Raw genomic sequence first — 17,841 nt, 5'->3', positions numbered from 1 at the left:
GAGAAAAGGACAGGGACACGCATACGGCCAAAGGACTTGGAGAAATATACACCATAATGGTTCCAGCCAGCCTACCCTTCGTGACACATCCTGTTGAAACAGGATGGCACTCGGGGGCTGGCGAGGGAGGAGACCTCCCTTCGAACCTTCCTGAAACGCCATGAAGAATGAAACCGCACAGCTTCGCACCTGTTGGGTGAACCTGCGGGTGACGCCCGAGGAAAAACGCACCATTGCCCGGCTCGCCAGCGAATCCGGAATGAGCGTCGGCGACCTGCTCCGGACTCGGCTGGGACAGCACCGTGTCCGCTCCACCAAGGTCGAACGGGAAAAGGTGCTTCAGCTCGCCCGCATCGGCAACAACCTGAATCAGCTTGCCCGATGGGCCAACACCCATAAACGGACCGCCGAGGCTGCCGCAGTCATCGCGCGACTCGCAGTCATCGAGGACGACCTGAAATGTATATGAAGGTCTTTGCCCACGGCACCGGGCGCGGCTCCAAAGTGGTCAATTATGTGGTGGACCCGTTGCGCAAGGGCCGCAGGCAGAGTCCGCCGCAGGTCCTGCGCGGCGATCCCGGCATGATCCGGCGGCTGATCGACAGCACGGAACGAAAATGGAAATACACATCCGGCGTTCTGTCATGGGCGCCGGAAGACCCGGTTTCGCCCGAACGGGAACAGGACATCATGGACAGTTTCGAATCCGTGGCCTTTGCCGGTCTGGAGCCGGACCGCTACGCCATTCTCTGGGTCCGGCACAGCCACGCCGGGCACCATGAACTGCATTTCGTGATTCCGCGCACAGAGCTGTATCAGGGCAAGGCGCTGAATCCATGTCCGCCCGGATGGCAGAAGCAATACGATGTCTGGCGCGACCTGTGGAACGAGCGCATGGGCTGGGCGCGTCCGGATGATCCTGCCCGCGCCCGGGTCATGCAGCCGGGCAAGGCCATCCAGTTCGGCAGGGACAGGGCCGCATCCAGACAGGCCATCACGGACGCCCTGACTCAGGCCATTGGCGCAGGACAGATCACGGACAGGGGCGGAATTGTCGAGGCGCTGATTCAGGCCGGATTTTCCGTTCCCCGGAAAGGCAGGGACTACATCACGGTTCAGGCCGGACAGGACGGGCAGCGAGTGCGCCTGAAAGGAGGAATCTATGCAGAAGCTTGGCGAGCTGACCGAGAATCTGAAAACGCAGGTCGAGGAACGGAATGCCGAAGCCGAGAGGAGCTTTCACGAAACATTGACGCGCTTGAACGCGAGCTTGACGCAATCCGTGCACGACGAGCTGCGTACCATCACCAGCGCCATGGCCCGGGACATGGACCGACTCAGAGCCAGACAGCTGGACGCTCTCGACCGGAGCTGGCACCGGGCTGCGCTCCTGAGCCTGATCATTCTGGCCGTGCTGGCGCTGACCAGCTTTGCCCTCGGCTTCGGAGCGAGCCTCATCCTGAACGGCAGACAGCAAAGGATTCGGGAATACTCCCGCCAGATCGAACAGCAGAAGCAGACGCTCGAAACCGCCAAGAGCTGGGGCATACAACTGCATCAGGACAGCAACGGCCGTTTCATCGTCCTGCCGAAAGGAATAACGCCGAACACCCGCTGGAGTTGGGACGGACGCCCGGCCATCAAACTGGAGGAATGACCCATGACCGAACTGCAACGCCTGCTCACGGAAACACTCCGCAAACTGGACAAGGACACCACCACCCGCTTCCAACAGCTCGAAGCCCGCATCCAAAACCTCGAAGCCGAACTCCAAGCCTGCCAAGCCTTGCAAAACGACTTGGAACAGCTTTTGGCCAAGCTCTCCAACTGGTCAGGCGGATGCGGGAAAAGGTGATGGGGGTGGAGAGGTAGGTGGGGAAAAGAGGTGTTTTTCAACGGGTTGAAAGGCTCTACTTTTCAGGTTCCTTGGGAATGGAGGGATTGCCGGGGTTGCCTCCTTCATAGGCACTTTGTTAGAAATCTCTACTTTTCGCTGGGACTATTTTACGGGAAGGCTACAAGTGAAGGTTGAGGTGGTTAAAATAAGTATTGTGTTCCCAGATTCCGGGAGAATCATTCTATTAAGTATCGTTCGCCAAAGGTTAGACGATTTTTTAGAACAACTTTGTAGCAGTTGGAGAGAGGATGAGTAGGTGCAATGAGACTAATCAAAAACAGAGATTTGAACGGTGTAGTATGGAAAAGACTAGCCTATTTTCTGCCATATCAATTAAGTCAACTCGTAGCGCAGTTCTCTTTTCTTGAAAGCAGTTTCGCCACCCTCAAGGATTCTACACACTTCTTTTCTTATTTCAGGGCATTCAAGAGAGCCAGATACATATGAGATTTCTTCATCGTTGTTGCTGGCAATGATGATCTGCTCAGCATCGGAGTTCACAACCAGGTTGGCGTTGTGGGTGACAATAATTACCTGGCGGTGTTTTTTGATCTTCCTAAAAATTGGCTCAAGCTCTTCGACAATGAATGCGTTATCCAAATCATCTTCAGGCTGGTCGAACACGAAAGGCGTGAGAAAAGCTGACGTGGCAAGTTTTAAACAAATATAGAATGTTCCACGCTGCCCCACTGACAGCTGTTGCGGGTCTTTTCCGAAATACTTAATGCTTGGAACTACCTGTAAATATCTTCTGCGAGAATCCTCTGAGTAAAGATAGTTGTAGAACTCGTATATATTTTTTCTCAAGAACCAATCTGTATCCAAAGAGAACTCGGTGAGACTTTGATACTTATCCTGTATCACATTCAAAACCGGGGCATTCAGGATGAGTGAAAAATAGTCGTCGGCTGATGAAATCGAGAAGACATCTTTCAGCGTTTCCTTTCGAATCCTCCGTCCGTCGAAGAACTCATTCAACCCTTCTAAGAACTGGTCTTGGTCAAAAAGCAACTCCCCCCTAATTTCAATATTCTTGAGCAAATCTTGGAGAATTTCTTTGTGTTCGTCAGTCATTCCTGGACGGCCTTCGACAATCTCAGCGAACTTTCTCTCAAAGGACTCTAACTCTTCTTCTATGGAAACAACCACATCTTGGGCGAGAGAGACCCGCTGTTGACATTTGGATTTCAGTTTATCTTTTGAGGCGGCTATTTCTTCAAGCATTGAGTCGCAATCCTCAATTCCTTGCTGGTACTCGTTCACCTTGTCGAGAAGCCCGGAGATGTCACCTTTGATGCCTTTAGCCAAAAGCTCTTCTGAAATCTTCAAATTGCTTTTTTCAAGGCTCTTAGTTTTGTTTTCAACCTCATCACAGTATTGCTTCAATTGATCTTGGAGCATAGAAAAATCAACTTCGTTGATACGTGTCTCCATTCCAATGTCCTTGGCATTCAAAGACGATATCTGTTGGTTCAATCGAAGTTCAGCAGCCTTCAACTCATCACTGATAAAACTTGATTCGGTCTTAGCCTTGTTGAGCTTTCCGATTAAGCTGGAATTGCTACTGAACGAAGAAATCCTTTCTTTGATTTCTTCGGTGGTAATAGTATCTTTCAAGTTTTGAAGACCGACTTTCCGCTTCGTCTGATATTCTTCAGAATTAACGAGCTGACCTTCAGCGTTTTCCTTCTCAAGCCAGGCTTGAAGTTCATCATGGTCTCGATTGAGGGATGAAATATTCTTACTCAAAGAAGAGCGTGAATCGTTTTGAATAAAGCCTAGCAGTCTTTTAATTGCTTCCCCAAGCTCCCTTTTATTCTCAGCAACATCCTTAACTTCACCTTGTCTGACATGCAGGTAATCGAAGGCAAAAATTTCATCTCCTTTACTGAATAAGCTTTCCTCGCCATCGCTTTTGGTCAAGACAATATCAAAATCGGGATTGCCGATGCGCGAGAGACGTTCCTGAGACATCCCACCTGAAGCTGAAGGTTCATGGAATGTGCGATGGATTACATCCAGAAGCAAACTTTTTCCCGTTCCTCGGCCACCTATCAGAGTCACCAAATTATGATTGAGAGGAATTGATGAATTCTTGAAACAGGGCTTGTCATCCGCAAAAATATTCCCACAGGCCCGAATAGAGCTAAAGTGAGCTTTGGGGTATTCAAGGGCAGGAGATTCTTTTTGGATTCTCACGCGGTCTTCAGGTTCGAAGAGAATTTGCTTCAATCCATCGAAGGTTGGATCGGCTTTGATCCATGTAAATCTGTCTTCATCAGGAACACAGATTTTCTCCAGGGAATGAGCATCAGAACCGTGAATGCACGGCTTTAGTGCACCATAATTTTGAATTATGTTTTCGCAAGAATCAGGCCCCTTACCTAGGAAGTATTCCCTGTCTTTGGGGTTTGAAGAAAAAATACAATCAGCCAATCGGTAAAGCTCCTCTCTGAGAGCTTTCAAGTTTCCCTCGCGCAGTCCTGAATTTCCATCCCTGTGGCTGTTTGGGACAACGATCAAATATTTGCCCAAGAAATCGGTGTTTGTTGTTAATACTTTTCTCAGATCATCGACACTCACCTTGAACTGATTTGCCCCTTGCTTAAAAGCGGCGGGTTCCTCTAGGGTTTGATTCCCGGTGTATGTTCTACCGAGACGAATTAAATCAGCCCTAGTGCAGCTGAACTCATTTCCCCGGTAGGTAAATTTTAAGTTCGGGAAGAATACATCCGTCAGGAGAACTAATACCTCTGGGTGAAAAATGACATGGATGTTTATTGCATTCCCTTCCCTAGTGTTGTGATCAAGACGAAGCTCGACATTGGGAAGGAGCATTTCGACATTGTTAAGACGGCCAGCATTCTTGAATTCTTGAGCCTTGCTGTAGCCTTGGGCTGAAAAATAATCTGTAATACCCAAGACGGCTATGTCTTCGAGCTGTTCCAAGCATTCAAGATATTTTTCCCACTTCTCTTCAGGTGTAGCCCCTTCGTACTCATTTGCAAAAGCAGACTCAGGAGAGTGGACATGCAAATCCCACTTTCTCCACTCTGATCCTTTTGGATAGCTCATGGCGATTTCCTTAATTTCGTATGCTCAAACGTTTTTGCTTGTTACGTACAAAGGTCTATGGCTTGCCGAAATTACACAATTAGACCGAATGTCAAATTTTAGAACCCTATATATTCCCATAAAAGTATGTCGTCAAACGCCTTGAAATTGGGATGAAATTGAGAGACACAATACTATTTTATCCAAGCCCCCCTCAATATACACACCGGCACTCCTAGGGCATCCCCTTGTCCTAATTTATATACCAAGGCGTATACCAAGGCACGAAAAAAGCGCTTATGATCACTCATAAGCGCTTGATTCCGTTGGAGCCAGGAATCGGAATTGAACCCCTGACCTACTGATTACAAATCAAAATTGCCCACTCGGCACCATCGAATTCGGCCCCAAAATCAACCAGCCAATTTCCGTTTTTTAATTTTATTCCCACAACGCCCCCAGCGGTACGGCGTACAGCCTGTCGCCGAAGGGGACGACTTCCGTGCCGGTGTAGAGGACAACGCCGATTTGGAAGCGGTTGTTCAGATCGTCACGGAGGGACTTGAGGCCCCGGAAGTGTTTGGCGGCGACTTGGGCGGAGTGCTTGATTTCGATGCACGCGAGCTGGCCCGAGGGGCGTTCAAGGACGAGGTCCACTTCTAGGCCCGCATGGGTGCGGAAGTGGTACGGGGTTGCCATGACTCGACTCCAAGTCAGGTGCTTGAGCACTTCGTTGACCACGAACGTTTCCAGAAGCTGCCCTGCGATTTCCGGCGAGGAGGTCAGGCGGTCGGCATCCGCTTCCATGAGATGGGCGGCAAGGCCGCAATCCACCATGTAGAGCTTGGGAGCCTTGACCAGTCGTTTGCCCAGATTGGCGGACCATGCCGGAAGGAAGTGGATCAGGAACACCTTTTCCAGCAGATTCATGTACCGCCCCAGAGAGGCGTTCGGCACCTGTATGGTTCGCGACAGCTCCGACTGATTGAGCTGGTTGGCCGTGCGCGTTGCCAGCAGCCGCAACAGGCGCAGCATGGTGGTTGTCTCCTGTATGCGGGCAATATCCCGAATGTCCCGCTCCACAATGGACGTCAGATAGGCGTCGAACCATCCTGCCCGCCGTTTGGCGGACTTTTTCGATACGGATTCGGGATAGCCGCCGACAGTGAGCATGGAAGGCAGATCATACGGCTCATCCGATTTGAAATCCGCAATGCTTCCGCTGAACAGCGCATGCACGAAATCCGTTTTCCGCCCCACCTGTTCGGCGTGAGACAACGGCCACAAGGTCTGAATCTCCATTCGTCCGGCCAGAGACTCGTTCACCATGGGCAGGGTCAGCAGGTTGGCCGATCCCGTCAGCAGGAATTGGCCGGGACGCCGATTGTTGTCCACGTCCTCCTTGATTGCCAACAGCAGTTCCGGAACGCGCTGCACCTCATCTATGATCAATGGCCGAGGCTGGCCCGCAATGAATCCCGTGGGGTCGCTCGTCGCCGCAGCCAAGGCCGTCGCGTTGTCCAGACTGACATACTTGGCCGGGAATCTGTCCGCCAGCAATTCCTTGGCCAACGTGCTCTTGCCCACCTGCCGTGCTCCACGCAGGAACAGAACCGGCGAATCTTCAAGGGCTTCCAGCAACTCCGGGGTGATATTTCGTGCGTACATGGTAAAATATTTATCACGTTGTGGTAAAATTTCAAGATAAAATCGAATCAGTTCTTCCGCTTCATCAGGTCGCCTATGGACTCGGAAGCAGCAATGAGAGCTTCATCCCGCAAATGGGCGTAACGCTGAACCATTTGCGGACTCTTGTGGGTAAGCAGCTTTTGCAGGGTGTACATGTCCACCTTGCCGGAACTGGCAAGAGTCGAGGCAAACACATGCCGCAACCCGTGCATCGGACGGAAATCCTTGGGCAACCCCGCCTTGTCGCAAATATTCCGAAATGGAATCCGCATGTCCCGGATAGGTTTGCAAGTGCGTCCATAGAAAACGTACTCGTTCCGGCGAACTTCAAGTTGCTCAAGCAGAACCTCACGGGCAGAGGAATTCATGGGGATATGCTGATCCACCATTCCCTTCGGGTCCTTGATGAAAATGAATCCTCGCTCGAAGTCCACATGCTCCCATTCAAGCCGGAATATCTCCCCTCTTCGCATCCCGGTGAACAAGGCCAAAAGCATGATGTTGGCGGGCGTCCGGTCCGGCTCATGGTGCAACACATCAAGCAGCCGCTCCAACTGCTCTTCGGACAAATCCTCTGTCCGAATATTGTTGACCTTTGGCATATCGAAATAAATCCGGGCCACATCCACAGGCGTACACAGCCCACGCTTGGCCCCGAAATTGAGCACACGCTTCAACAGGACAAGAGCCTGCTTTACCGTTGCAGGAGCAAGCCCCCGCGCTTCCAGTTTCTTGCGGATGGCATCGACATCAGAAGTCGTCACCTCTTCCGGCAACTTGTCTCCAACATCCTCCCGCAAGTGCCTGTTCCAACGATAGCGGTCACTCCTGATGCTCTTGTTGCTTTGCTTGTAGTCAAAAAAGGCTTCCCATATCCGATTCAGGGTAAGTCTTTCACGCTTCTTTCTCAGCTTGTCCCGTCGTTCATTGTTGGAGTCCATCTTTCCGGAAAGCCGAAGCACACGAATCCGACTTGCCTTTGCTGGAGTCATGTTGTCCTTATGTTGGCGTCCAGCTTTCTCCTCGACAGACTTTCCTTTCTTGTAGTATCTAATGTAGTAGATACGCTCCGGCTTGCCTGTTGCAGATTCTGACGACTCAATGAAAAACACTCCCGGATATTGCGTCTTGTGACGTTTGACGGCTGCCACGACCGACCTCCCAAGGAAAGACTTGATCATGTGGGGAGAACTCCATTCCCCATGCTATTCCCCATAAACAACCTTCGAATATCCCAATTATGGGGAATGTCAAATAAGCTTCATTAAAGAAGTAACTTCAACTTTTTAAGTCTATTACAAGAATATTAAATTCAATTAAAAGACAAAAATCGACACTTAAAATCCCTCGGACTTCGGTCTGTGCGGGTTCGATTCCCGCTCCGGGTACCAAGGACACGAAAGCCCCTTTTCCATGTGAAAAGGGGCTTCTTTTTTCCGACTTCGCAATATTGCTGTTGACCGAAGAACGTCTTCGGCATAGAGCCTCGCCAGAGTCGTTCCTGGGCATTGCAGGTCTTGATTCCGCAATGCCCTCGCATCAACATGAAGAATGAGGCAAACGCATGTTTCTGTCGATTTCTGCCGTTTTGTGCGGTCTTTGGCTCCTGCTATGGAGCGCGGACAAATTCGTTGACGGGGCAGCAGGCACGGCCAGACATTTCGGCATGCCGCCGCTTCTGATCGGCATGGTTGTCGTGGGATTCGGGACCTCGGCTCCGGAGATCGTGGTTTCGACGCTGGCCTCGCTGCAAGGCAATCCGGGCATAGCCTTGGGCAATGCCTATGGTTCCAACATCACCAACATTGCCCTGATTCTCGGCATCACGGCGATAGTAAGCCCCATTGCCGTACAGTCGCGTATTCTGCGCACGGAACTTCCCGTTCTTTCCGCTGTTTCACTGCTTGCCATCTGGATGCTCCGGGACGGAAACCTGTCCCGTATGGACGCCGCCATGCTGCTTCTCGTTTTCGGAGGGTTGCTGATCTGGACAATCCGTAGCGGATTGCGAGACAGAAACGACGCGTTCGGCAACGAAATGGAACAAAGCCTCGACGCACGTCCAGCTCCAATTCGAAAGGCCCTGTTCCGACTTTGCATCGGCCTGATTCTGCTGATTGTCAGTTCCCGAATTCTGGTATGGGGAGCCGTGACAATCGCCCATGCATTCGGAGCAGGCGATCTGGTCATCGGGCTGACCATCGTCGCAATCGGAACGTCATTGCCGGAGCTGGCGTCATCCATCATTGCCGCGCGCAAGGGCGAACACGACATATGTCTCGGCAACGTGATCGGTTCGAACCTGTTCAACACACTGGCCGTCGTGGGGATTGCGGGATTGATCCACCCCACGCCTGTTGAACGTGAAATCGTCCATCGGGACATGCTGTTCATGACGGCATTGACGATTTCACTTTTCATCATTGGCTACGGATTCGGACGGCAAGGTCGAATCAATCGCATTGAAGGCGCCGTGCTGCTGTTCTGTTATGGAGGCTACCTGACCTACCTGCTCGTTGCGCTCTTTCAAACAGCCACGGCATAGCCATCAAAATCCCCGAGAGCCTCATGAAGCCCTTTCCAACTCAGGCCTCTCCCCCGAGAGGGAGGGAGCAGAACCCGAATTTTCGTGGGCAACCGTTTGGCCTTCATGAAATTCTGGATGCGAATAAGCGCGGTTTCCGTCAATTCCGTGCCTTCCGCCATCAGATGCACCTCGTCAACGCTCCACAGGGGGTCATCCAGAATCATGCCCGGACGCAATTCGGCAAGCGCAAGCTCACGCCGCACGAAACCATCCTCCCCGGCGGTGCCCCGCTCCAGTACGTCCACAATCTTGAGATCGTACACTCCTTCCCGACGCCGCAAGACATCTATGGCGTCACGCTTGTTAAGCCCCCTTTGCCGCAGGCTGTCGTAATCCAGACATATTTTCAGGATTCTGGCTTCCACCGGCATGGTGGGGTTGTCGACCAGGGCATCGTCCTGCTGCTGAATGATCCGGGAAATCCGCTCCATGCGGGGGATATTTGCCAACATGTCGGCTGTTATGGCGGGATGCATCCTGAACATCTTTTCCTCCTCAGGAGACATGACATCCCCCCGATACGCCTTGTGCAGGACAGTATCCGTCAGGGTCACGCACCCCAGTTGGCAAAGCATGGCTGCCAAATCAAGAAAGAGCCCATGTTTCAGATGCAGATGCTGCGCAACATACCCGGCATAACGACGCACACGTTCACTTCTTCCGAACGCCTCGGGATTGACCAGACTCAAAATATCGGTGAGCACCTTGATGCATCCTCTCAAGGTACCGCGAAGCAATTCGCGCTCGGCCACCACCAAGGAATACTGCCCGACAGCGCTTTCCAGGGTGCGAATCATTTCGTCCAGAGGTATCGGTTTTGTCAGAAAACGAAAAACAGCCCCTTCGTTGACCGCAGAAATCGCGGAACCGAGATCGGCATGTCCAGTGAGCATCACCCGCACCGTGTCCGGAGCAACATCCTGCACCTTGCGCAAAAAGGTGATGCCATCCATGCCGGGCATCTTGAGATCGGAAACCACGACGGCATAAGGGCCGCTTTCCCGCACTTTTTCCAGCCCCAAATTGGGGCCAGGGGCGACGTCGACAACAAAACGTTTTCTCAAGGAAGAGCGGTAGGTATCCAGAATGTTCTGCTCGTCATCCACGAAAAGAATCCGTTGCCCTTTTCTCACATCGACTCTCCATACCTTATGCAGGCTTCCCGCCACTTTTCCAGCTTGTCGCCAGTATTCGCGGCTTCCAGCCAATCGGAATGCACCTGTTCAAACACATAGCCGGAATTCGCCGGGCCAAGTTCATGCTGCAGTGCGTTGGCGACATGCACGACCAGAGCCTCTGTCAACGATCCCCTGTCCTGAATGGCGCCGTGGTGTCCGAAGACACCTTCAACAACGCTTTGCTTGAACCCCCACAACCCCAGAAGATAGGCTCCCACCTCGGCATGGCTGACACCAAGCCTGCGTCGTTCATGTACGACCACAGGGCCACCCTCCTGTCGCACGGACTCCACCACGGGTTTGTAGAAACCGTCCATCTGGGTCACGAGCACCAGTTTCCCCACATCGTGCAGGATACCGGCGATGAAGCAATCCTCGACGAATTGCCTGTCCCGCCCTTCTCCCGAAGCAATGGTCTTGGCAAAATACCCGGTCTGCAGGCAGTGCTCCCACAGCTTTTCAACGGAATATCCCTTGAATGAGGACGTATCCAGCTTGCTCAGCAGGTGAGCCCCCAGCACAAGCCCCTTGAGTGCGTCAATTCCTAGCAAAGTCACGGCATGAGCCGGGTCCTTGATCTTCCGGTAAAAACCGAAAAAGGAGGAATTCACGACCTTCATCAGCGTGGCGGTCATGCCGACATCGCGCTGTACCAACTCGGCAATGCGTTTCAAGTCCGGCTCCGGACGTTCCAGTTCCTGGGTGATCCTGATGTACAAATCCGGAATGACGGGCAAGGCATTGAGCCCGGTGACGATGGACCGTACAGCCTCGTTGTTCAGAATCGGACTCAACCCCGTCACACGTCGAATCGCGCTGATCAGTTTTTCGGAACTGCACGGCTTGCTCAGAAACTGGTGAGCGTGACGCGCGGACTTCAGCAGAAGCTGCATGTCGGAATAACCGGAAAGAATCATGCGGATGGTTGCGGGCTGAAGCCTTTCCACTTCCTTGAGAAAATCGGCCCCGTCCATTCCCGGCATGCGCATGTCCGCAATCACCACGTCGAACGGAGCTTCCCGGATCATTGACAGCCCCTGCTCCCCGCTCAGGGCGAAAGCGCACCTCCATTCCCGTCTCTGGGAATGCAGCATGACCCTGAACCCGTCCAGCACACTCTGTTCATCATCCACAAACAGTATTCTTCGCTTCATGATTCGCCACCCCGATTTTCGCCCATGACAGGCAGCCTGATGATGAACGCTGTTCCCTTTCCCACTTCGGTTTCCAAGTCGAGAGTTCCGCCATGACGCTCCACGACAATGTCGTGGGCAATGGCCAACCCCTGCCCCGATCCCTTGCCCACCTCCTTGGTGGTGAAAAACGGATCAAAGACCTTGGTCCGATTCTCCGGCGCGATACCGGTACCCGTGTCACGTATGCCCACCACGACATCATCTCCGTCCACTCGCGTGGATATCGTTATTTTTCCCTTTTTCACCGGAATTGCCCACCACGTCCTCAATGGCATGAGCCGCGTTGACCAGAATGTTCAGAAACACCTGATTCACATCCCCCGCCAGACAGGTCACCAGAGGGAGATCGCCAAAATCCTTCTCGATTTCTGCAACATATTTCCATTCGTTCTTGGCCACGAGGATCGTGTTTTCCAGTGCCTGATTGATGTCCACGGCCTTCCTGCCCCCATCCCCGGGATGTGCGAAATTCTTCAGGGCCCGGACAATGGTGGCGACCCTGTCCGTTCCTTCCAGGGCCCTGCCACAGGCCTTGGGGACTTCGGTCATGATGAATTCCAGATCGGCCTCCTCGGCAAGCGAAGCGATTTTCGTCAGGGAAGTCTGACAGACCTCGTCCTTCACGCATTCACGGACAAGGGAATCATAGGCTTTCATGATGCCCAGCACGTCCTCGAACGCCTCCTCGACAAAACGCACGCTGTCGCCGACGTACTGAATGGGGGTATTGATCTCGTGTGCGACGCCCGAGGCCAGCTCTCCAAGCGATTCAAGCTTCTGGGCTATGCCGAGCCTGCGCTCGAGGTTCTTCCGTTCCGTAATATCCAGCAGCAGAATTCCCCAATGAGGTTTTTCCTGTATCTCCATGGGCACGAGGTATCTGGCAACGGAAAAGCTGTGCCCATCCACATGCCGGGCCGAACTTTCCGAATACCTTTCTTCAATGCAGTTGGGGCAAAACAAGTCACTCTCCATGTCAAGCTGATCGGCATAGACATGAATGTCACTATCCCCCGGCAGATCATTGGGAGAAATGCCGAACATGTTCCTGACAACGCTGTTGGAACGTACGATTTTCCCTTGATGGGGCTCAACTATGAAAAAGGCGGCGCCAATGCCCTCGAGAAGAGCAGAGAGCAGTTGCCCGGTTTCCCGCGCCAGAAGTTCCGCATCACGGCGGTCCTGAATTTCCAGAGACAACTGTTGCGTTTTTTCCTGCAAGTCCGCAGTGCGTATTTGCACTTCCCTTTCCAGCTCATCCGTCAGGGTCTGAAGCCGGGCATGCGGAATCAGAAAGAACTTCCTGCTCACAAGATGAATGCCGAGCATGAACAGGGCAGCCCCCACCACCAGAGCCACTATCAACGCGCCCAGCAGATAGGAAAGACGCTTTTCCACCTTGCTTCTGCTGACCTCCTGAACCAGGGAAATCCCCGGATACCCGGTTTCGGCCCGCAACCGTATGACCGGCGGGGACACGACTCCGACCGAGACGACTTCCCGTTCCTGCCCGAGAATGGCGAGTCGCTGGTCCTGATTGTCTTCGGCAAGAAAGGGGGCCAGCGTCACCCTGACAAAGGCGGAAAGGACACCTTCGGGCATGCCCTGATATTTCACGGGCACGCTGAACCGCCAGAACGCCTGTTCCTGCCCGCCTTGTTCCACCTGAACCATGCTGACAAGGGACTCCATATCCCCTTCGATCAGAGATGCCAGCTCCGGCCCTTCGGGAAGATGCAACATGGGAACGCCAAGTGAAGCATGGATCGAAACCCCGGCAAAATCCTGCAGACAGAACAGCGCCGATTCATCCAGAAAGGAAAGGTTCTCCATGAAATCAACGGTACTGGCCATATTTGCCGCTGGCTGCATGCTTCCCGCCACAAGGGCAGGCATCGCGGCATAATCCCTGAGCAGCAGCAGCCGGTCGCGCACATAATTTTCCAGAGAGACCTGATGGCTGCGCAACTGGCTCTGCACATGCCCCATGAGCATGGCGGACATTTCCCCGCCAATGAAATGCGTGATGACGAAGATTCCGATTGCCATCTGAAGCACGAAAAGCAGGGCCAGAAATCCCATGAAAAGTCGGGAAATCGAGGTCTGCTTTGCCTCATGTCGCATTTTTGCCGCTCCCGAGGCTCCGTTGCTATCGAACAAGGATGATCTCACCGCGTTCCCCGTATTTTCCAAAGGTCAAATTCTCGCTCCCCAAGGCCTCATGCGCATCGGGATCAACTTCGGAATAAGGCCGGAAAGGCCGTTCATACGTTTTGACAAGCCCCTGCACAGGAGGATCGAGATTGGCCAGCGCCTGCCGAATCCGCGCACGAATCGAAGCCGCATCCCCTTCCGGTCCGGCCAGTTGGGCGGCGGCCATGAGAATCCGGGTCAGATCATAGGCGTGCACAAATCCCGCTGGCGCATCGATATCTTCCGGAGCCTGCCAGTCCGGGAACAATGCCGAGGCCTCCCTGAACACCTTGTTGGGAAATTCCCTGCTTCCCATGTCCAGAAAGGAGAATCGGGTTTGCAGAAACTCCAGATCAAGCTTCTTTCGCATAAACGGCCCGACAACCTCGGGAAAATCTCCACCGGTTATTCCCCAGTGACTGATGATGGGCAACCGTTCGGCCAACGGCAGATCCTGCATGGCCGTGCAGAAGACCTTGCCCTCCGAAGCATTGGCCACCAGCAGAATCACGTCCGCACCGGCCCTGACAATGTCCCGAAGCATGATTCTCGCACCAGCCTCGCGAATTCCCCAGTCAAACAGAATGACGGTTGCGGCTTCGAGTCCCCGCTTCTCAAGGCTGGTGGTCATGGTCCCTCGATTGGCCTTTCCCCATCCCGTGTTCTCCAGAAGCAGGGCAGGACGTTTGAATTCCCGTTGATCAACCGCCCTGCTCACCATGACTTCGCCCGCCTTGGAATCGTCCACGGACAGGCGGAATATCCAGTTTTCCCCGCTGGCTGGACGCGTAATCGGCCCGGCGGCAGCCCAGGGATCAAGAACCAGAATCCTGTTCCTGTTGATGAAATCCCTGTGCGCCAGCAGGGGAGGCGAATGCAGCCCGGCAAAAACGGCCAAGGCCCGAGGATCGGCAAGCACCTTTTTCAGATTTGCCAGACTTCGGGCCGAATTGCCTCGATGATTCAGGGGGATGACCTGAACAGGCTGGCCAAGCATCCTGTTCCCCTCCTGAGCCAGAGCAGTACGTATTCCGCGCTCAATGGCGAGAGCGGAAGCGGCGGCTCTGGAAAAATCCGCATCAATGTAGATGTGAAAGGATTTCGCGTGCGCCGAAATCGAGAACAGCCCAACCAGAGTCCCGAGCAGTACAAGCCGCACCATTCGACGAAAAAGCAGCATGGATTCTCCTTTCCGGCCCAGCATGCCCGATCGAAACCGTTTCCGATTGCCTGCATCGGTACACGCCATCCACCCTCCGGATTCATGCAGCATCCCACCAGATCCGGATCATCATTGGTCATGCATAAGATGTCAGAACAAACGGACATCGGAAAAAACGCCAACAACAGAAACCAGTTCCACCCTACCACTGTTTTTGAGAAAGTACAGACAGCAAATCGGCAAGTAGTTATCCCACCTACCAATCCAAGCTTTCGAAGACAGACATCTGCCATCCAAACAACTGCGGGCAGCGATATGCAATCCCTGCCCGCACCTTCAAGACGTCAACAGTCGGAACCATCGTTCCGTCAGTCTTCCGTTCCCAGAACCACGGCTCCGCCTCCGTTTCGCTTGGCCCGATACATGGCGGAATCCGCAACCGTCAGTACGGCTTGAATCGTATGGCCATCATCAGGGAAAATCCCCACGCCAATGCTTGCACTCACCGCGAGAGTTCCTCCATTCCACTCCACAGGTTGCAGGACCAGTTCGAGAAGCTCGCGGGCAACTGTCGCGGCCCCCGCCCTTCCCGAAACCTCCGGCAGAATAATGACGAACTCGTCTCCCCCGTAGCGGGCCACGGTATCGTTGCCACGCATTCGACCTTGCAAACGACAGCCAATTTCAACAAGCACCCGATCTCCGGCCTGATGCCCGTACTGGTCGTTGATGGGCTTGAACCCATCAAAATCCAGAAACAGCACCCCAACCTTGCCCTTGTTGCGAATGGCCCCGGCTACGGCCTGCTTCAGCCTGTCCATGAACAGGCTGCGATTCGGCAATTCCGTCAACGCATCCAGATTGCATGCAGCCTTTGCCTGTTCCTCGCCCAAAAGCCGCTCATGCTCCTCAAGGGCCAGCATCACGATTTCCCGCATCTCGTCCACTTTCACGGGTTTGGTCACGAAACGGAACACCCGGCACCTGTTGATGGCGGACATGGCGATATCCAGATCACCATGCCCGGTGAGCATGACCCGGGCAGTGGTCGGTGCCTCATGCACGGCGGCACCAAGCAGTTCCACCCCATTCATTCCCGGCATGAGCATGTCCGAAACAATCACGGCGTAATCCCCATTTCGCAGCCGCTCCAGAGCCTGATGCGGATCGGCCTCGGTCTCCACCTCGAATTTGCGGAGAGTCAGGGCAAGGGAATCAAGCAGTTTGCGGTCATCATCCACCAGCAATATCTTCCGGCTCATGCATCCTCCATCGACCTCGAAGAACAGACGGTTGTGCGCATTCCCATCACGCAACGACCGCGATTGCACCGTCTTGATCCATTCACCATACCTCCCCCACCAGCATGCGTTCCCGGCGGGAAGGGTTATTTTCCACCATGCCGGATGGACATCCCGAGTGCATACCGATTACCACGAATCATTATCAGGCAAGTGTTATTTTTTTGAACGGACATGCCGTCGGACACAGGACCGCCATGGCAAACAGGCGCCAGCCGTGGAATACCGCGGAGATTGCAGCAACGCCGAACGCAAGCCCGCCAAGAAATACCGACCAAATTTTCTCCACAAGCGGGAGCACGTGTCCATATTCAACATTTAAACATTTATTCCAAATAGATATACAATCGAACAACCAGGAATCCATACGGTTTTACGACTTGACCGCACCATGGAATTGAGACAAATTTCTCTTTTTTCTTTTGGCTCATATTCCATGATACATCACTAAAACGGGAGAGGAAAAATGAAACGTTTGGTGACTCTGTGCCTGCTGGCCATGCTGTGCATGGTGCTGGCGGCTCCCGGCTGCTGCCTTCGCCCAGAAGAAGATCAAGGCGGGCTTTGCCCTGCTCTGGACCATCGACGACCGGGGCTGGACCACGGCGCACTACAATGCCATCCAGTACCTCAAGGAGAAACTCGGCGACAAGGTCGAGATCGTGTACAAGGAAAAGGGTACTCGGCCCTGACGCCGAACGCGTGTTCCGCGAATTTGCCGAGGACGGCTGCGACATCATTTTCGGCACCTGCTTCGATCACATGGATCCCATGTACCGCGTGGCAAAGGACTACCCGAACATCAAGTTCGAGCACTGCTCCGGCTACAAGACCCTGCCCAACATGCGCACCTACATGGGCCGCATCTATCAGGCCGACTACATTTGCGGCTATCTGGCAGGTCTGATGGGCTTCACCAACGTGGGCACCGTGGGAACCCATCCCATTCCGGAACCCGTGCGCGGCGTGAACGCCTTCACTCTGGGCCAGCTTCGCGGCCTTGCGGAAAGCGGCGTGAAGCACGGCGAAACCGTGAACACGGTCGCATGGCTGAACTCCTGGGCCGACCCGGTCAAGGAAACCACGCTGGCCGAGACCCTGGTCGCCAGGAAGCATGACCTGATCCGCCAGATGGCCGACACCCCGGACAGCTCCCTTGCTGCCTGTGCCGCAGGCGTGCCCGCTCTGGGCTACGGCACGGACGCGGCCTCCTGGGGCGCGGAATGTGCCCTGACCAGTTCCCTGCTGAACTGGGGCCCCTACTACGTGAAGGCCATCAACGACATGCTGAACGACACCTGGAAGGTGGAACGCTACTGGAAGGGCTTCGAGGCCGACGCCGTGAAACTCGCCGACTTCAACGCCAAGGTGCCCCAGGATGTCCGCGACAAGGTCATGGCCGCAATACAGCAGCTCAAGGACGGCAAGGACGACATCTTTGCCGGTCCCCTCTACGACCAGAACGGCAACGAAGTTCTGCCCGCGGGCAAGAAGTTCGACGACGGCCAGCTCCTGTCCATGCAGATGCTCGTGAAGGGCGTGCAGGGCAAGCTCGCAAAATAGTTTACAAACCATCAATCAGGG

Annotated in this window: 15 protein-coding genes and 1 pseudogene; 6 read left to right on the top strand and 10 right to left on the bottom strand. The window is 53.8% G+C overall.

Annotated features, from left to right (window positions below; all coding sequences use genetic code 11):
• Positions 1–160: 160 nt before the first annotated feature.
• Together MPN23_RS01995 and MPN23_RS17165 are read left to right on the top strand one after the other, a co-directional pair.
• Positions 161–469, top strand: coding sequence for a plasmid mobilization protein (locus MPN23_RS01995; RefSeq protein ID WP_243545793.1), 309 nt, complete (start codon positions 161–163; stop codon positions 467–469).
• Positions 460–804 (top strand): annotated as a pseudogene (locus MPN23_RS17165) (relaxase/mobilization nuclease domain-containing protein); the annotation flags it as partial. The gene MPN23_RS01995 and the pseudogene MPN23_RS17165, both read left to right, overlap by 10 nt.
• Positions 805–815: 11 nt before the next feature.
• Here MPN23_RS17165 and MPN23_RS17160 read toward each other — a convergent pair.
• Complete coding sequence (locus tag MPN23_RS17160; protein WP_424450083.1) at positions 816–995, bottom strand: hypothetical protein; 180 nt, start codon at positions 993–995, stop codon at positions 816–818.
• 167 nt (positions 996–1,162) lie between these two features.
• On the opposite strand from MPN23_RS17160, the gene MPN23_RS01985 reads away from it, so the two are divergent.
• Both MPN23_RS01985 and MPN23_RS01980 read left to right on the top strand, forming a co-directional pair.
• Positions 1,163–1,657, top strand: coding sequence for a hypothetical protein (locus MPN23_RS01985; RefSeq protein WP_243547429.1), 495 nt, complete (start codon positions 1,163–1,165; stop codon positions 1,655–1,657).
• A 3-nt stretch (positions 1,658–1,660) separates the two neighbouring features.
• Positions 1,661–1,855 (top strand): hypothetical protein, encoded by a 195-nt coding sequence (locus MPN23_RS01980; RefSeq protein WP_243547428.1) that lies wholly within the window; start codon positions 1,661–1,663, stop codon positions 1,853–1,855.
• 375 nt (positions 1,856–2,230) lie between these two features.
• Here MPN23_RS01980 and MPN23_RS01975 read toward each other — a convergent pair whose 3' ends face one another.
• The 3 genes from MPN23_RS01975 to MPN23_RS01965 all read right to left on the bottom strand — a co-directional run bounded on the left by MPN23_RS01975 (position 2,231) and on the right by MPN23_RS01965 (position 7,791).
• Positions 2,231–4,972, bottom strand: a complete 2,742-nt coding sequence (locus MPN23_RS01975; protein ID WP_243545792.1) for a TrlF family AAA-like ATPase — start codon at positions 4,970–4,972, stop codon at positions 2,231–2,233.
• Between the two features lie 420 nt (positions 4,973–5,392).
• Positions 5,393–6,619, bottom strand: a complete 1,227-nt coding sequence (locus MPN23_RS01970) for an ATP-binding protein (RefSeq protein WP_243545791.1) — start codon at positions 6,617–6,619, stop codon at positions 5,393–5,395.
• Positions 6,620–6,666: 47 nt separating this feature from the next.
• Entirely contained in the window at positions 6,667–7,791 is a 1,125-nt protein-coding gene (locus MPN23_RS01965) for a tyrosine-type recombinase/integrase (RefSeq protein WP_243545790.1), read from the bottom strand.
• 413 nt (positions 7,792–8,204) lie between these two features.
• Between MPN23_RS01965 and MPN23_RS01960 the strand changes: the two genes are divergently transcribed.
• Complete coding sequence (locus tag MPN23_RS01960) at positions 8,205–9,185, top strand: calcium/sodium antiporter (RefSeq protein WP_243545789.1); 981 nt, start codon at positions 8,205–8,207, stop codon at positions 9,183–9,185.
• On the opposite strand, the gene MPN23_RS01955 is transcribed toward MPN23_RS01960, so the two are convergent.
• The 6 genes from MPN23_RS01955 to MPN23_RS01930 form a co-directional block, all read right to left on the bottom strand.
• The gene (locus MPN23_RS01955) at positions 9,167–10,360 is read right to left on the bottom strand and encodes an HD domain-containing phosphohydrolase (protein ID WP_243545788.1); all 1,194 of its coding nucleotides are present in this window, start codon (positions 10,358–10,360) and stop codon (positions 9,167–9,169) included. The genes MPN23_RS01960 and MPN23_RS01955 overlap by 19 nt on opposite strands.
• Entirely contained in the window at positions 10,357–11,559 is a 1,203-nt protein-coding gene (locus tag MPN23_RS01950) for a response regulator (RefSeq protein ID WP_243545787.1), read from the bottom strand. The genes MPN23_RS01955 and MPN23_RS01950 overlap by 4 nt, the downstream gene beginning before the upstream one ends.
• Complete coding sequence (locus MPN23_RS01945; RefSeq protein WP_243545786.1) at positions 11,556–11,795, bottom strand: sensor histidine kinase; 240 nt, start codon at positions 11,793–11,795, stop codon at positions 11,556–11,558. Before MPN23_RS01945 ends, MPN23_RS01950 begins: the two co-directional genes overlap by 4 nt.
• A 4-nt stretch (positions 11,796–11,799) precedes the next feature.
• Positions 11,800–13,725: a PAS domain S-box protein gene (locus MPN23_RS01940; RefSeq protein ID WP_243545785.1), complete on the bottom strand. Its 1,926-nt coding sequence runs from the start codon at positions 13,723–13,725 to the stop codon at positions 11,800–11,802.
• Positions 13,726–13,750: 25 nt separating this feature from the next.
• Positions 13,751–14,974: an ABC transporter substrate-binding protein gene (locus MPN23_RS01935; RefSeq protein ID WP_243545784.1), complete on the bottom strand. Its 1,224-nt coding sequence runs from the start codon at positions 14,972–14,974 to the stop codon at positions 13,751–13,753.
• 350 nt (positions 14,975–15,324) lie between these two features.
• Positions 15,325–16,218, bottom strand: a complete 894-nt coding sequence (locus MPN23_RS01930) for a diguanylate cyclase domain-containing protein (RefSeq protein WP_243545783.1) — start codon at positions 16,216–16,218, stop codon at positions 15,325–15,327.
• Positions 16,219–16,959: 741 nt separating this feature from the next.
• Between MPN23_RS01930 and MPN23_RS01925 the strand changes: the two genes are divergently transcribed.
• Positions 16,960–17,820, top strand: coding sequence for a BMP family ABC transporter substrate-binding protein (locus MPN23_RS01925; protein WP_243545782.1), 861 nt, complete (start codon positions 16,960–16,962; stop codon positions 17,818–17,820).
• Positions 17,821–17,841: the final 21 nt, after the last annotated feature.

It is taken from the genome of Pseudodesulfovibrio tunisiensis, assembly GCF_022809775.1.
GTDB lineage: Bacteria > Desulfobacterota > Desulfovibrionia > Desulfovibrionales > Desulfovibrionaceae > Pseudodesulfovibrio > Pseudodesulfovibrio tunisiensis.
Note: the sequence above shows the minus strand (reverse complement) of the source record. Positions and strands in the feature narration are given on the sequence as shown.

What these genes read in the sequence shown, in the direction of transcription:
- MPN23_RS01995 (WP_243545793.1), top strand. Translation starts at nt 161, where the DNA reads ATGAAGAATGAAACCGCACAGCTTCGCACCTGTTGGGTGAACCTGCGG.
- MPN23_RS17160 (WP_424450083.1), bottom strand. Translation starts at nt 995, where the DNA reads ATGGCCTGTCTGGATGCGGCCCTGTCCCTGCCGAACTGGATGGCCTTG.
- MPN23_RS01985 (WP_243547429.1), top strand. Translation starts at nt 1,163, where the DNA reads ATGCAGAAGCTTGGCGAGCTGACCGAGAATCTGAAAACGCAGGTCGAG.
- MPN23_RS01980 (WP_243547428.1), top strand. Translation starts at nt 1,661, where the DNA reads ATGACCGAACTGCAACGCCTGCTCACGGAAACACTCCGCAAACTGGAC.
- MPN23_RS01975 (WP_243545792.1), bottom strand. Translation starts at nt 4,972, where the DNA reads ATGAGCTATCCAAAAGGATCAGAGTGGAGAAAGTGGGATTTGCATGTC.
- MPN23_RS01970 (WP_243545791.1), bottom strand. Translation starts at nt 6,619, where the DNA reads ATGTACGCACGAAATATCACCCCGGAGTTGCTGGAAGCCCTTGAAGAT.
- MPN23_RS01960 (WP_243545789.1), top strand. Translation starts at nt 8,205, where the DNA reads ATGTTTCTGTCGATTTCTGCCGTTTTGTGCGGTCTTTGGCTCCTGCTA.
- MPN23_RS01950 (WP_243545787.1), bottom strand. Translation starts at nt 11,559, where the DNA reads ATGAAGCGAAGAATACTGTTTGTGGATGATGAACAGAGTGTGCTGGAC.
- MPN23_RS01940 (WP_243545785.1), bottom strand. Translation starts at nt 13,725, where the DNA reads ATGCGACATGAGGCAAAGCAGACCTCGATTTCCCGACTTTTCATGGGA.
- MPN23_RS01935 (WP_243545784.1), bottom strand. Translation starts at nt 14,974, where the DNA reads ATGCTGCTTTTTCGTCGAATGGTGCGGCTTGTACTGCTCGGGACTCTG.
- MPN23_RS01930 (WP_243545783.1), bottom strand. Translation starts at nt 16,218, where the DNA reads ATGAGCCGGAAGATATTGCTGGTGGATGATGACCGCAAACTGCTTGAT.